This window comes from Azospira inquinata, assembly GCF_018905915.1.
GTDB lineage: Bacteria > Pseudomonadota > Gammaproteobacteria > Burkholderiales > Rhodocyclaceae > Azospira > Azospira inquinata.
On record NZ_CP064782.1, the window covers coordinates 756,446 to 772,092 of the forward strand.

General features: G+C 58.6%; 9 protein-coding genes and 1 riboswitch. Of the genes, 6 read left to right on the forward strand and 3 right to left on the reverse strand.

Annotated elements, in window-relative coordinates; translation table 11 throughout:
• Positions 1–222: 222 nt before the first annotated feature.
• Positions 223–1,029 carry a TIGR01458 family HAD-type hydrolase gene (locus tag Azoinq_RS03335; protein ID WP_216126125.1) on the reverse strand — a complete coding sequence of 269 codons (807 nt, stop codon included), beginning with the start codon at positions 1,027–1,029 and terminating at the stop codon, positions 223–225.
• Between the two features lie 320 nt (positions 1,030–1,349).
• Positions 1,350–1,748, reverse strand: coding sequence for a hypothetical protein (locus Azoinq_RS03340; protein ID WP_216126113.1), 399 nt, complete (start codon positions 1,746–1,748; stop codon positions 1,350–1,352).
• Positions 1,749–2,357: 609 nt separating this feature from the next.
• Positions 2,358–2,513: riboswitch (FMN riboswitch) on the forward strand.
• A gap of 253 nt (positions 2,514–2,766) precedes the next feature.
• Here Azoinq_RS03340 and ribB point away from each other — a divergent pair.
• The 4 genes from ribB to Azoinq_RS03360 all read left to right on the forward strand — a co-directional run bounded on the left by ribB (position 2,767) and on the right by Azoinq_RS03360 (position 9,561).
• Positions 2,767–3,450, forward strand: coding sequence for a 3,4-dihydroxy-2-butanone-4-phosphate synthase (gene ribB, locus Azoinq_RS03345; protein ID WP_232368542.1), 684 nt, complete (start codon positions 2,767–2,769; stop codon positions 3,448–3,450).
• 279 nt (positions 3,451–3,729) lie between these two features.
• A complete protein-coding gene (locus tag Azoinq_RS03350; RefSeq protein WP_216126109.1) occupies positions 3,730–6,468 on the forward strand; it encodes an EAL domain-containing protein in 2,739 nt (912 codons plus the stop codon).
• A 14-nt stretch (positions 6,469–6,482) separates the two neighbouring features.
• A complete protein-coding gene (locus Azoinq_RS03355; RefSeq protein WP_216126106.1) occupies positions 6,483–8,105 on the forward strand; it encodes a methyl-accepting chemotaxis protein in 1,623 nt (540 codons plus the stop codon).
• A gap of 262 nt (positions 8,106–8,367) precedes the next feature.
• A complete protein-coding gene (locus Azoinq_RS03360) occupies positions 8,368–9,561 on the forward strand; it encodes an acetylornithine transaminase (protein ID WP_216126105.1) in 1,194 nt (397 codons plus the stop codon).
• A gap of 3 nt (positions 9,562–9,564) precedes the next feature.
• Here the strand turns inward: Azoinq_RS03360 and Azoinq_RS03365 are convergent, their stop codons facing one another.
• Positions 9,565–10,608, reverse strand: coding sequence for a bile acid:sodium symporter family protein (locus Azoinq_RS03365; protein ID WP_216126103.1), 1,044 nt, complete (start codon positions 10,606–10,608; stop codon positions 9,565–9,567).
• A 325-nt stretch (positions 10,609–10,933) separates the two neighbouring features.
• On the opposite strand from Azoinq_RS03365, the gene Azoinq_RS03370 reads away from it, so the two are divergent.
• Together Azoinq_RS03370 and Azoinq_RS03375 are read left to right on the forward strand one after the other, a co-directional pair.
• Positions 10,934–11,704 (forward strand): AraC family transcriptional regulator, encoded by a 771-nt coding sequence (locus Azoinq_RS03370; protein ID WP_216126101.1) that lies wholly within the window; start codon positions 10,934–10,936, stop codon positions 11,702–11,704.
• 645 nt (positions 11,705–12,349) lie between these two features.
• Positions 12,350–15,415 (forward strand): STAND family AAA ATPase, encoded by a 3,066-nt coding sequence (locus Azoinq_RS03375; protein WP_216126099.1) that lies wholly within the window; start codon positions 12,350–12,352, stop codon positions 15,413–15,415.
• Positions 15,416–15,647: the final 232 nt, after the last annotated feature.

A 15,647-nucleotide genomic window follows, 5' to 3' on the forward strand; every position in this document is an offset into this window, starting at 1 on the left:
CACCTGGGCCGGGCCCCCAGAAAAGAAGGGGGCGGCCTAAAACCCAGGCGGGATGCCCAATGCCCCTCGGAGAGTCGGGGAGTGGAAGAAAAGAGGGAAAAGGAAAACGCCCAGGCAGCGTCACCGAGAGGTGGCCCTGCCGCTGCCCAGCCCTCGTCGGCGCTAGCGGAGCCTGGCGGCAACGCCTCCCCGAGACCCTTACAGGGAGGCCCCCGGCGCCGATCAGGCCTTAACCTGCATCAGGCTCAGCAAATAATCCACGGCCCCGGGGAAATCCGCCACCACCTTGGCGGGGGCGGGGGACATGCGGGTTTCGTCCCCAGGCCGGTATTTGCCGGTTTTCACCAAAATGCCCGGAATGCCCAGGGACTGGGCTCCCAGCACGTCGTCCCGCCAGTCGTCACCGATCAGCACCGCTTCCCCGGGGGGAACCCCCAGTTCCCGCAGGGGGCTGAGGAAAAACAGGGCGGCCGGTTTACCCGCCACCTCCGCCGCCACTCCGGCCCCGCATTCCAGGGCGGCCACAAAGCCCCCCAGATCCAGGGTCAGGCCGTCCGCCTCCTGAAAATAGCGGTTGCGGGCCATGGCGATAAAAGGATGGCCCGCCATGATGAGGCGGAAGGCCTTATTCATGGCGTCAAAGGAGAAATAGGAGCCCGCGTCCCCCAGCACCACCGCATCCGGCTCTTCCCCGTCCGGCCCCACCTCCTCCCGAATATCGGGATGGACCAGATAGTAGGGGTGGAGCCCCTGGTCCTTCACCAGTTGGCAGGTAGCCTGAACCGCCGTGCGCAGCTCCTCCGGCTGAATATCAAAGCCCAGGCCCTGGAGCAGGCGCACCAGGGCGGACCGGGGGGAACGGGTGGTGTTGGTGAGAAAACGCAGGGGAATACCCGTGGCCCGGAGCCGCCCCAGGGCTTCCACCGCCCCCGGAATGGCCTGGTTCCCCACATGGAGCACCCCGGCCAGGTCAATGAGAATGGCCCGGGGCCAGGGGCCGGCAGCGGCAGGAAGGGAGAAAGGGGGCATAAAGGGCCATCAAAGGGAAAAATCAGGCGCCATGCTAGCGCTTCCCCGGGGGAAAAGGGAGCCGAATAATTCCGCTTTTGCTGCACCGCACCCACCAACCCGGCGCCCCCATTGGCTGGGGGCGGGACATCATTTTTTTTGATGGGGGAAAAAGTGGAAAAAAAGCATTGATCAATTACTTGTAACCCATCAAATCTTTGCTCGGCCTCTATTACCCAAGCCAACAGATTAAAACTTACCCACTCCGAATAATTTACGGAATAGGAAATAGCCCCCCCTGACATTAAAATTCAGCACAAGCACAACCAAACAGAAAGCAATCAATCTTGGCAAAGCTTACTTATTCTTTTAACGGGTTGCAATGTTTCAGCATCTATAACCCCCAAGCTGCAACCCAGCTTTTCAGAAAACAGTAACGCATTAGTTTTAATAACACTAGCACCGCCAATAACTTTATATCGCCTACCTTCTTCTAGCTGCCCACCAAATACAACACTGCACACCGCATCCCCCGAAGAGCGACGCGAACTACTTGAATAGGAAATAAAAATTGGCCCATCCGTTGGCACCTGAATCTCTTTCCCCGTTTGATAATCGCCAGCCTTCATCTCAAATAAATTGCCATAGTGATAAACCTTATCTTTTTTACCGTTGCTATCATGCAAAGCAGCACAGCTATCCAAACCAATTGTCAGACTCGCCCTATCATTCTTTTGCAAGACTGGCTCCAACTCGTTTACAAGAGTAGCTTTTGGCCCAGTCTCAGGAGGTATATAAGTTTTGTATTCATAATGGGTAGTTCCCCCAGCGCACGCCCCAAGGAATAGAGAAAGAACGCAAATATATCGCCGAGAGCTTAATGAAACATATTTCATCTTTTTCTCACAATAGAAAATTTCTTCAAGAACATTAAAGCCAGAATAAAATCCCCACAAACAGACAACCAGAGTCGCAAATATAACTCCTCCATCGACCTAGCGGAAGAGAAGCCAATAAAATAGCATCACAACAAAAAATAATAGCTCCCGGCTTTTGGTGTTAAGAACACTCGAAGGAACTTAGCCGTTATTTTCCAATAACTACAAAATCCAGATAATTTTCAATGCACTAGCTAATCAAGCCATAAGATATGGCCTTGCTTTTTGTGATGTAATTTATCTCTTGTTGCGACTTTTTTGGTGAAGCCCAAATAGGGTACGCACTGATCCAAGGGAGAAACCGGTATTTCCAGCGCATACCGGTATGAAGGAATAAGTATTCCTTCCTCCGTTTGGTCCTCCTACCTTACCGCGCTAGAATAGCCGGGCCGGGCTTTCAAGCCCGGCATCGTTCGTCTTCAGGGCGGGGTGAAATTCCCCACCGGCGGTAAGGCTCCCCGTGGGCCGAGCCCGCGAGCGCTTTTTCCCGCGGTTTGGGGAAAAAGGTCAGCAGATCCGGTGTAAAACCGGAGCCGACGGTCACAGTCCGGATGAAAGAAGACGCCGCCAGGAACCCGGGGCGGGGGATGTTTTGCGTCCTCCACCCCGGGCGGAGCATTGCCCGTTGCCGCCCCATCCCCCCACCGTCCCTCCTTCGGGAACGGGTGGTCTGGCCCATGGGAAAAGGCGACCGGTCCCCCAAGGACCGGCGCTGGCTCGCCCCGCCCCCCGGTTCCGGCCGGTTCCCCGCATTGGGGTCCCGGCCTTTGCGCGCCTCCCCCTGAAACGTTTCTTGTCCCTTTTTTGTCAGGAGCGTTTCATGTCCCACATGTTGTCCCCCCAAATCCTGGGCCGTCCCGCCCCCACTCCCGCTCAACTGGTTCCAGAGCAGGTGGATGAAGCCGTACACCGGGCCCTGGCGGCCCTGAAACAGGGCCTGGCCGTGGTTTTGCAGGATGACCCGGACCGGGAAAACGAAGGGGATCTGGTGATCCCCGCCGCCACCATGGACGAAGCCATGATGGCTTTGTTCATCCGGGAGTGCAGCGGCATCGTCTGCCTCTGCCTGGAGGAAGCCCAAGCCCAGGCCCTGGACCTGCCCCCCATGGTGGCGGATAACCAGAGCCGCTATGGCACCGCCTTCACCGTCACCATTGAGGCCCGGGAAGGGGTAACCACCGGGGTTTCGGCCCGGGACCGGCTCACCACCATCCAGGCCGCTACCCGGGCAGGCGCCCGTCCCGAGGATTTGGCCCGGCCCGGCCACGTCTTTCCCCTCCGGGCCCATTCCCAGGGGGTACTGGGGCGACGCGGCCACACGGAAGGATCGGTGGATCTGGCCCGGCTGGCAGGCTTTGCCTCCGCCGCCGTGCTCTGCGAATTGATGAACCCGGACGGCACCATGATGAAGGGCTCGGCCCTGGCAGAGTTCGCCGCCAGCCACGGCTTTCCCCTGCTGAGCATTGCCGAACTGGCGGATTACCGCCTGCGCCACCACTGTTAAGCCCTGGGGGCGGGCCTGGAGTCCGCCCCTTTCTGCCCCGGCGGCAATCCTGGCCGCCGGAAATGCCTTCTTCCCCCTAGCCTCGCCCCGGGGCATCCCCCTCCGCCCCCTGAACGGCCTCCTCCCCGGAGAGCCAATATCCATGAGGCATAGCGCCTGGTCGAACATAATCAGAAATAGCTAATGCTAGGGATTGTGCGGGAGGCCACCCTAGCCGAACATCCGCCTGCCTAGAAAAGCCATAATAATGGTGAGATTAACCCTCACCTGGGAATTGTCATGCGCCATCCCGCCGCCCGTCTGCTTCACATCGATCCCTCCGCCACCTTCCGTGCCATCGTCGCCCAAACTGCCAAGGACGAAGGGTGGCGCGCCCACGGTTGCATTTCCGTGGAGGAGGCCCTGGCCCATCTGGACCATCACCCCTGCGACATGGTGGTCTGCGCCGCCCTGATCGGGGCGGAAAGCTATAAGGATCTGGTGGACCAAATCCGGCGCCGGGAAGACCAGCAGCAGATTCCCATCATGCTGCTCACCACCGGCACCCCGGAAATGGCGGAACAGGCCATGCAGGACGGCATCACCGAGGTGTTCTACAAGGACCACCTGGAAGATTTCGGCTTTTACCTGCGCATCGCCCGGGAGCACGAAACCAGCCTCACCCCGGCGCCCATGAAGCGGGCCCTGCTGGTGGAAGACGACAAGGCCCAGGCCAAGTTTCTCCAATGCGTCCTGGCCGACCTGGGTTACCAGGCGGTGCTGGCCTCCACGGCGGAAGAGGCCATGGCCCAGGTGGAGGCGGAAGACTGGCATTTGGCCGTGGTAGATCTGGTGCTGGCCCAGGGCCAGTCCGGCAATGCGGTAATCCGCTACATCCGCAGCCACGGCCTGCGCAACCGCATGCCCATCGTGGTTATTTCCGGCCTGCTGGACGAGGCCCGGCGGGTGGAAGCCCTGCGTTCCGGCGCCAATCTCTATGTGGAAAAGCCCATCCAGGCCGACACCCTGGGCCTCTACATCCGCAATCTGGAGGCCATCCATGGGGGCGGCCAGCAGAATGGGGACGCGGGCCTGGGGGACCGGATTCGTTCCCTCACGGAACGGGAACGGTCGGTGTACGAACTCATGGCCGGGGGCCATTCCGACAAGCAGATCGCGGAACGGCTGGGCATCAGCTTCTGGACCGTGCGCACCCACGCCGGGCGCATTTTCCGCAAATTCGACGTGACCAACCGGGTGGAACTGATCCGTAAGAGCAGTTCGGGCCAGGGGGCGGAAGCCGCCCTGCGCCCCGCAGACCCGGAAAGCGCTGAAAACGGGGGCATTGCCGCCTGCATGGAAGAATTCGCCCTGGGCATTGTCTGGGTGGATGAAAACGGCCTGATCCGCTTTGCCAACCGTTACGCCCAGGGCCTCACGGGCTACGACCGGGAAGAGCTGCTGGGGCTTTCCGCCGCCCGCCTCATCGCCGGACGCCACGGGGAACAGGCCATGGAACGGATCATGGCGGACGTGGACCGGGATGGGCGCTGGCTCAACCAGGGCCAGCTGCGCCGCAAGGACGGCAGCCGGGTGCGCAGCTGGGTTATCGCCCGTACCTTCCGCGCCCCCAAGGAAACCCGGCGCCTTTACGTAGTGCTCTTTTCCGACGTATTCATTGGCGACCCGGCGGGCCAGCAGCCCCTTTCCGTGCGCCTCCTCCACGACCCCCTCACCGGCCTGGCCAACCGCACCCTGCTGGAAGACCGGGGCCGTCAGGAAATCGCCCGGGCCTACCGGCAACACACCCTGCTGGGGGTGCTATTCCTGGATCTGGACCGGTTCAAGGCCATCAACGACACCTACGGCCACCGGGTCGGGGACAAGGTATTGAAGCGGGTGGCCCAGCGTCTGGAACACATTTTCCGTAAGACCGACACGGTGAGCCGCTTCGGCGGCGACGAATTCGTCATCCTGGTGCCCGATCTGAAGGAAAAGGAAAGCTGCGTCCTGCTCGCCATGAAGGCCCTCCAGGCCTTGCAGGAACCCATCCGCATCGGCGAGGTGGAACACCGGCTGGGGGCCAGCATCGGCATTTCCTGGTATCCGGATGACGGGCTAGAAATGACCACCCTGATCGGCTGCGCCGACCAGGCCATGTACCGGGCCAAGGCGGACGGGGGCAATGTGACCCGCTGCTTTAACGAGGCCATGCGCCAAGCCGCCAGCCACGTACAAAGCACCGCCTCCCAGCTACGCAGCGCCCTGGAAAACGGCGACCTGCGCCTCCATCTCCAGCCCCGCCGCCACCTGGACGGCAGCCCGGTCGCCTGCGCCGAGGTGTCCCTGCACTGGTTCCAGGGCACGGAAGAAATCCCCGCCCCCCGCCTGTTGCAGATCGCCGAGCAGAGCGGCCAGATCGACACCCTCAGCCATTTCCTCATCCAGGCCAGCTGCAAGACCCTGCGGGAGCTGCGCAAAAAGCAGGGGGGCTCCCTCATGCTGGCCCTCAACGTCACCCCCAGCATGCTGTATCTGCGGGGCTTCGGCCAATTCCTGGCCAGCTGCCTGGCGGAAAACGGCCTGGCACCGACGGATTTGGCCCTGGAATTCCCGGAAAAAGCCTTTATCAATCCCCCCCAGACCGGCCACGCCACCATGGAGCGGCTGCGCCAGCAGGGCTTCCGCCTGGTTCTGGACAATTTCGGCGCCGGAGCTTCCAACCTGGAACTGCTGCACCGCTTCCATTTTGATGCGGTGAAAATCGCCGCCCCCCTGGTGGCGGACCTGCCGGCAAGCCCCTACAGCCGGGCCCTGGTCAGCGCCCTGGTGGATATGGGCCGGGAACTGGGCCTGGTCATTATCGCCGCCGGGGTCAGCAACGCCGCCCAGGCCACGGCCCTGGAAGAACTGGGATGCCAGATCGTCCAGGGGCCCTGGGTATCCCCTCCCCTGGAAGTGGAAACCTTTCTCCGGGAAACCCCTTCCCCTCTGATCCGGGAGCGACAGCGCCCCTCGGCCAAAGAAACCCTCAAGTAAGTAAGGTCTGAACCATGCAGTGGACGGTCAAACGTAAGATTCTCGGCGGTTTTTATGCCCTCCTCGCCCTGATGCTCCTTTCCAGCGGCATTACCGCCTTAAAGCTTTCCCGGCTGGTGGGCACCCTGGATGAAATCGTGCAGCAACGCTATGTGCGCATCCAGCTGGCCGCCACCATGCACACCCGGGCCCTGGAAGTGAGCGGCTATCTCACCCGGGCCATCCTGGCGGGGAATGCCCAGACCGCCCGCCAATACCTCCAGTCCGTGGCCGACATCCGGCAACAGAACGGGGCCGCCCAGGAAAAGCTCCAGGCCCTGGCCACGGAGGAAGAGGAAAAGGCGCCCCTGGCGGAAATCGAGACCGCCCGCAACGCCCTAGCCAGCAAATACGCCCCCCTGCTGGAACTGATCCAGGCCGGGGATCAGTCCCGCAGTCTGGCCTATTTCTATAACGACTTCATGCCGGCGGACCACGCCTTCATCCAGGCCCTGCAAAAGGGCCAGGACTTCCAGCAGCAGCGCATGGCGGAAGCCCAGGAAGAAGCGAAAGGAGAATACCGGAGCGCCTATCTGATCCTGGGCCTGGCCTGCGCCATTAGCCTGGTGGCCGGGCTGGTGCTGGCGGGCATGATCGCCCACGGCATCGGCACTAAGGTGGAACAGGCCAAGGATGCCCTGGGCCGGGTGGCGGGGGGCGATCTGGCCACCCCCATTCGCCTGGCGGCCCAGCCCCAGGACGAGCTGGACCTGCTGCTCCAGACCATGGAAGCCATGCGCCGGGATCTGGCGGGCACCATGCAATCGGTGATTGGGGACGCCCAGCAGCTCATCGCCTCCGCCAGCCAGCTTTCCGCCAGCTCCCACACCGTGGCGGAAAGCTCGGAAACCCAGTCCCAGGCCACCTCCTCCGCCGCTGCGGCCATTGAGGAAATGACCGTGAGCGTGGATCACATCGGCAGCAATGCGGAGGACGCCGCGGGCAACGCGGAAGAAGCGGGGCGCATCGCCCAGGGGGGCGGCGACGTGGCCCGCTCCGCCGCAAAGTACATCGACGAAGTGAAACGCAGCGTGGAAGTCACCTCCCGGGACATTCTGGTGCTCTCCGACCAGGTGCAGAAAATCGGCAGCATTGCGGTGGTCATCAAGGACGTGGCGGACCAGACCAATCTCCTGGCCTTAAACGCCGCCATCGAGGCCGCCCGGGCCGGGGAACAGGGCCGGGGCTTCGCCGTGGTGGCGGACGAGGTGCGCAAGCTGGCGGAGCGGACCACCAAGTCGGTCCAGGATATTTCCAGCACCATCGCCACCATCGCAAACGATGCCCAATCCGTGGTGGCCAGCATGGAAACCAGCCGCAATGCAGTGGGAGAAGTGGTGGATATGGCGGAAAAAACCTCCGGCGCCATGCTGGACATTTGCCAGGCCACGGACTCGGTACGCCAGTCCATCGGGGAAATTTCCCTGGCCCTGCGGGAACAGCGGGCTGCCTCCACGGACCTGGCCCGCAATGTGGAAGGCATCGCCCGCATGTCGGAAGACAACAATGCGGCGGTCCAGACCGTGGCCAGCACCGCCGAAAATCTGGGCGCCATTTCGGACAATCTCAAGGCCAGCATCGCCCGCTTCCGCCTGTAATTTCCCGCGCCGGCCCCGGGTCGGCGCGCCTTCCCTCGCCCCAGCCGGGCTTTGTTTCTCCCCCCGGCTGTGGCAGACTTGCCCCATGGCAAGCCATTTCGCCCCCCTCTTCCTGATTCGCCGACGGCGCCGGTCCTTCGACCGGCCGTGCCGTTGCGCCTTCCTTTCCGACGCCTGAAGCCCTCAGTCGTCCCCCGTTTTTCCCAAGGCCACGGTTACCCGTGGCCTTTTTATTTTCTGCCAACCCAAAGGAGTTTGTTCCATGGCCCCATCCCTTGCCGCCCAAAATTCCCTCATGTGGATTACCCCCCGCCCCGATCTGGTATTCGTTGCCGGTCAGGGCTCCTGGCTCACCGACGGGGATGGCAAGCGGTATCTGGACTTTATTCAGGGCTGGGCGGTGAATTGCCTGGGCCACGGCCACCCGGCCCTGGTCCAGGCCATCACCGACCAGGCCGCCCGGCTCATCAATCCCAGCCCGGCCTTTTACAACGCCCCGGCCCTGGCCCTGGCCCAGGGGTTGGCCCAGGCCTCCGGCCTGGAGCGGGTGTTTTTCGCCAACACCGGAGCGGAAGCCAATGAAGGGGCCATTAAGCTGGCCCGCAAATGGGGCCAGGTGCATCGCCAGGGCGCCCACCAGATCATCACCTTCACGGACGGCTTCCATGGCCGCACCCTGGCCACCATGTCCGCCTCGGGCAAGGCGGGCTGGGATCAGCGTTTTGCTCCCCAGGTGCCCGGCTTCCCTAAGGCCCGTTACAACGATCTGGATTCGGTGGCCGCCCTGATCGACGACCGCACCGTGGCGGTGATGCTGGAACCCATTCAGGGGGAAGCGGGGGTCATTCCCGCCACCCGGGAATTTCTCCAGGGCCTGCGCCAGCTCTCCACGGAGCGGGGCCTGCTGCTCATCGTGGATGAGGTACAGACCGGCATGGGGCGGAGCGGCAAGCTGTTCGCCCACCAGCACGCGGGCATCCGCCCCGACATAATGACCCTGGGCAAGGGCATCGGCGGCGGGGTGCCCCTTTCCGCCCTCCTGGCCCGGGAGGAATGCTGCTGTTTCGAAGCTGGGGACCAGGGGGGCACCTACAATGGCAATCCCCTCATGACCGCCGCCGGGGGCGCCGTGCTGGACATTCTCACGGCCCCCGGTTTTCTCGATTCGGTGGTCGCCCTGGGGGATTACCTGGGAGCCGGGCTGCAAAAGCTGGCGGAACGCCACGGTCTGCCCGGGGAACGGGGCACGGGCCTGCTCCGCGCCCTGGTCCTGGCCGACGACCGGGGGCCCCGGCTGGTGGCCGCCGCCCGGGCCCGCCAGCCCGAGGGCCTGCTGCTCAATGCCCCCCGGCCCCACCTGCTGCGCTTCATGCCCGCCCTCAATGTGAGCCGGGAGGAAATCGACCTGATGTTGGGCTGGCTGGACGAACTCCTGGCTGACCCGACCCTGGCCTGAGGACTAGGCTTTAGGCTTATCCTGGCGGGCCCCATAGCGGTTCGCCAGGATGGAGCAGATGAAGAGCTGGAGCTGGTGGTAGAACATGATGGGCAGCACGATCAGGCCCAGGGCCGGATGGGCGCCGAACAGCACCTTGGCCATGGGAATCCCGGAGGCTAGGGTTTTCTTGGAGCCACAAAATACGGTGGCGATTTCATCCTCCTTGGAAAAGCCCAGGCGCCGGGTGAGCCAGGTGCTGAAGAGCAACACCAGCCCCAGGATCAGCCCGGCCCCTACTAGGGCCAGGGCAATCACCCCCAGTCCATTGTTGCGCCACAGGCCCGAGGCCACGGATTCGCAAAAAGCGTTATAGACCAGGAGCAGGATTACCCAGCGGTCCAGCAAATTGGTGAAGTGCTTGTGGCACAAATGCCAGGCATGGAGCAGGGGCCGCAGCACCTGACCCAGCACCAGGGGCAGCAGGAGCAGTTTGGCAATGCCCAGAATAGCTTCCCCCAAGGAAATCCAGTGGCCCCCGGTGGACACGAACAGGGCCACCAGCAAAGGGGTGAACACAATGCCCAGGAGGCCGGACAGGGTGGCGTTGAAGATGGCTGCCGGCACATTGCCCCGGGCCAGACCGGTCATGGCCACGGAAGACGACACAGTGGACGGCAAAGCGCACAGGTAGCAAAAGCCCAGGGCCAGCCCCGTGGGCATCCAGGGGCTCACCACGCCCCGCAGGGCGAACCAGAGCAGGGGGAAAAAGACGTAGGTCAGGCACTGCACCGCCACGTGTACCTTCCAGCGCATCACCCCATCCCGCAGGTTGGCCATGGACAGGCCCAGACCGTGGAGAAAGAAGACCAGGGCAATGCCCCAATCCGTCACCAGATCGGCCCGCAGCACCCCGCCGCTCTTGCCCAGATCCGGGTACAGGCTGGCCAGGGCCACGGCCCCCAACATGCCCACCAGGAACCAGTCCTTATGCAGGCGGCCAAGGAGACGACGGCCCAGTCCGGGGCGGGGAGCGGGTGAGGGGGCAAGGGGTTTGGGCTGGGACATGGGCAACTCCAACAACGCAAGAATGGGGGCAGACGCCGAGGCCGAACGCTAACGGCATAATGCTCCGACCCGATGACGGGAGGGACGGCGCTCCCTAAAGAAAATCCTCCGCCGCCCCACCCCGGAAGGCGGTTAAACTGTGCCTCCGGCTCCGCCCAACCGGGCCGGGCTGCGGCACCGGAAACGCTTGAATTGGGGGGACTAGTGAACGGGGAGGATGAAAACAGCCCCATGGTACCCGGCCCCATTCCGTCTTTCTAGCGACAAACTGACCACTTATATCGACAAACAGACAGCCTTTTATTCCCATTCCCCGTCCCACCCCATGGCCGCCCAAGAACGTCTACTCCCCGAACTGGAAACCCTACCCCGCCCCTTTTACAGCCGCCGGGAAAGTCTGGTGGTGGATACGTGGACGCCGCCCCACACCCATCCCTGGGGCCAGTTTTCCTACGCCAGCCGGGGGGTACTGGGGGTGCGCACTTCCGCCGGGGACTTTACCGCCCCACCCCGCTACGGGGTCTGGCTACCCCCCGGGGAAGGCCATCAGGTCCTCAGCCACGGACCCACGGAAATGCGCAGCTTCTACCTCACCCCCGAGGCCGCCCGCCAGTTGCCAACCACCTGTCAGGTACTGGAAGTCACCCCCCTGGCCCGGGAACTGATCCGGGCGGCCGGGGAATTGCCGGTGGATTACGAGGAAGCCGGCCCGGCGGGGCGCCTAGTGGCCGTGCTCCTGGACCAGCTGGCCGCCCTGCCCCAGGCCGCCTTCACCCTGCCCATGCCCCGTGACCCGCGCCTGGTCATGCTCTGCCGAGCCCTGGAAGAAGCGCCGGATGACCGCCGCCCCCTGACCGCCTGGGCCGCCCAGGTGGGGGCCTCGGAACGCACCCTGGCTCGGCGCTTCCGCCAGGAAACGGGCATGAGCTTCCGGGAATGGCGCCAGGGCCTACGCCTCAACCTTTCCCTAGCCGCCCTGGAGCGGGGGGAAAGCGTCACCGCCGTCGCCCTATCCCACGGCTACGACTCCCCCTCCGCCTTCATCGCCGCCTTCCGCCTACGCTTCGGTACGACCCCGGGGAGTTTGGGGGGTTAGGGGGAGAGGAAATGGGGGCATCCGCCAAGGAACCCTCGTTTTGCGGGGGCTAAAAAAAACAGCAAGGGGACAACGGGCGTGAAAATCCTCAAAAGGAGAGTAACGGCCATAGGCAAACTTGGAGCTCCCCCGCCGAAACTCCCTTTCCGGACCTTTGGCGTTCCCGCTTTGTTGCTCTCGTCCCCAGCTTAAGTTGAGACCTTCGCCGCTTAGGTCGAGATAGCCACTATCTGGTGCCACGAAAGTTTCCGAAGGTTCTCCACCGCAGAGGGCAGCAGAATCACGCGAATCTGGAAACCTGAGCATTGCGACACGGTTGAAGACGCCCGCTTTTCAAACCGACGAAAAGCACTCTGTCTGGCAGACGTGTCGGCCCATCCAATCGTTGGCCGATCCCAGCAAATCGGGCGACAAAATGGTAATTAACGGCCGGTGAGTTTCAATCAAACTAAGCGACCGCTTCCTACCCCAGCTCCCCTCCCAACCCAATGCAGCCTAATAATATTTTCATACATAAAAAATATTTCGAGCGAGTGCCTTGCCGTATCGAACAGATCGCGCATTGGCTGATGGGGAGGCGTTATTACGGGCACTTCAGCCTTCACCATGAGATATACTCTAGTCATTAGACTTGGTGCACACACAATGAACTTACTTATACTCCACCTCAGCGACATTCATATCAAAGATGAAAGTGACGCTATCCTTAAACGAGGAAATGCAATTGGCCGCACTGCATTTAAGGATATTCCATTAGTAGATGCGGTTGCTATTGCGTTAACTGGGGACATTGCGTTTAGCGGCAACGCAACTGAATATAATCTAGCGCGCACTTTCGTATCCGATATCGTTAAGTCTATTAAAACACAAAGCGATATACCAATTCACGTATTGATGTCTCCCGGCAATCACGACTGTGATTTTGGCTCTAGAAATGCAGACGTAAGAGAAATTGTAATCGAAAAAATTAGAGCCACAGACCCTGATAACATCAAAGAATCAATTATTGAAGAATGCACAAAAATCCAAGAAAGTTTTTTTAAATTTCGCGACGACCTTACGGTTAGCCCACCCCTACATTCAGACAAATTATGGCAATCATATATTATCGAGGTTGGTGGGAAAACGGTTATATTCCACTGTTTAAATGTTGCTTGGATGTCACAGTTGCATGAACAGCAAGGGCAAATTGTATTCCCGACGACACGCTATGAAACAATTTCTACCATAAAGGCAGATGCATCTATCGTTTGCATGCATCACCCAATCAATTGGTTTTCTCAAGCTAGCTACCGTCCATTCCGGCAGTTTGTAAGGAAATGCGGGCATCTAATTCTGACCGGGCATGAGCATGAACAGGCGGTTGCTTTTGTAGATGAAACTGATAGTGGCGAAAGCGTCTCTATTGATGGCGGTGTTCTTCAAGCAGATAATGAAGAGCAATCGCGATTCAATCTAATTTTCTTAGCTATTGAAAAACAGGAATATTCCGTTAGCTTCCACGATTGGGATGGTACGCGCTATGTTCCGATTGAGATTGACTCATCGTGGTCATCGTTTCGGCGTCTGCCTGAAAAGCGAAAAAATGAGTTCGAGATATCAGCAGATTTCTCTCGACAACTTGACGATGCTGGTGCTCGATTTACACATCATGGAAAAAGTAGAGATCTCGCATTAGATGATGTGTTCGTATATCCTGAAATGCGGTTGCTTGGAGAGGATGAAAAGAGGCGAAAATTTGTTGACTCGGCTAACCTACGTCGCCCCGAAAATTTAGAGCGCGGTGCGCTAATTAGAGGGCGTGAGCAATACGGAAAAACATCTCTTCTGAGGCAACTATTCCGTAGCTACCATTCCAGAGGCTTTGTGCCTATTTTTGTACCAGGAAAATCCATTATTAATAGCTCGCCTCGTGAAATGCAAAAAATTATAGAGGCTGCTGTAATTAAGTGTTATGGAAAGAGCACTATAACGTCATTTTGGCAGGTTGGACTTAAAAAACGCGTCTTGCTTCTAGACGATATTGACGAATCAAAATTATCGGGGAAGTTTTTTTCAAACGCCATTGAATATCTTAGCAAAACATTCGCCGTTTTAATCGTCACTTGTAGTGAAATGTTTGAATTCCGTGCACTCTTTGCACCCGAAAGTTCGAATTTTTTAAAGAGCATCAACCAATATGAGTTGCTAGAGTTTGGGAATAAACGCCGACATGACTTGATTAAACGCTGGGTTAGCCTTGGAGACGGAGCGGTTTCAGTAGAAAAACTGATCGCTCTTATCGACCAAGGCGAGGGATTAGTGATGGCAGTCTTGGGCGAGGGAGTCGTCCCATCAACACCTTTTTTTGTATTAACTCTACTTCAAAGCGTTGAGTCTGGCAGCATTGCCAATCTTCAGTACAGCGCTCTTGGCGAATACTATCGATACTTAATTATTCATAGTCTTGAGTTGCAGTCAGTTAGCAGAGAAGAGCATAACGAAATATTAAATTATTGCGCTCATTTAGCCTGGTTTATTTATCGATCATCCAATGAATGCGGACGAATTGATAAAAACGCATTCGAAAAATATCATCATACATTTGCTGATCTTCACGGATTATCACTGCCGTTCTTCGATAGGCGTGAATTACTGTTGGCTGCTAAGCTCTTAGATTCCCTAGATGGTGGATATGGGTTTAGGTACCCATATCTGTACTATTTTTTTCTTGGAATGTATCTGGCCGAGCATCTGGACGAGGATGAGGTGCAAGGCATAATTAGAGAATGCTGCAAAAATCTTCACCGCCAAGAAAATGGAAACATTATTCTATTTTTAGCGCACCACTCCAGAGATAAACGCGTATACGAAAGCATACTTACTGTAATGCAAACTCATTACAGTAAGCACCGTCCGATCACTTTCGATGATGATGTTGGCGTAGTAAATCGTCTCGTCGAATCCGCACCGCAGCGCATTTATGAGGACACCGATATTCTTAAGAATCGTGCTGAACTGTGTGAATTGCGGGATGAGCATAATAATGCTAATAGGGTTATGCTGGAAAATCCTGACACCCTCCCAAGCGAACTAATCGCAATTATGTCGCTAATGAGGACGATAGATATTCTTGGGCAATTTTTAAAGAATCATTATGGACAGTTGCCAGCGACGATTAAGATCACTCTGATTAAAGAACTATTTGATGGTGGCCTTCGGGGGCTTAGGGACCTCTTTGAGTTACTTTTTGCCAATTCAGATGGACTTGTTCGCAGCATTGAAGGTGTTCTCGAAAAGCGTGGCATTGAAAACAATCCAATTCGTCGAAACGCCCGAGCAAAACGAGAGATGTTTGAGTTTTTGGGAATTTTAGCATTTGCCTTTATTCGACGTTGTGGGGTATCGGTTGCTTCACCTCACCTGCGAAAAGTAATCGAGAAAGTCATCGAAAACTCACCGACTACCGCAAATCGATTAATTCTTTCCGCTATAGAACTTGAAAAGTGTGGAGGCCTTGAAAATTTTGAGGCACTAAGAAGCTTTAACAAGGAAATAACGAGTAATTCGTTTGCGCAGTCCATTTTACAACAATTGGTCGTCACGCATATGCATCTATATCCGACTTCGGCGGCACAGAAACAGCGGGCTTGTGCTGAACTAAAAATCGAAATACGCGCACAAGGCGCCTTGGATCTGGTAAACAAAGGCAATAAGCGAATGTATAGATAATTTCTTCACGGAAGGCCTCCGCGATTATAAAACTTTGTTGCCAATTCCTTCCGTTTGCGTAACGAGCCAGGTTTGGGAGACCCATGGGCGCACGTGGAAATGCAACAGGCTTCCTTCCCGAATTAAGCAAGGGCGAGAGCCGCTTACCTTGCCCCCGCTCTGGCCTCCCCAGCCGGAGCCCCCCCCCCCCATTCCCGGATACCCCCCGCACCTAACGCCCCAGGCAAGCCTT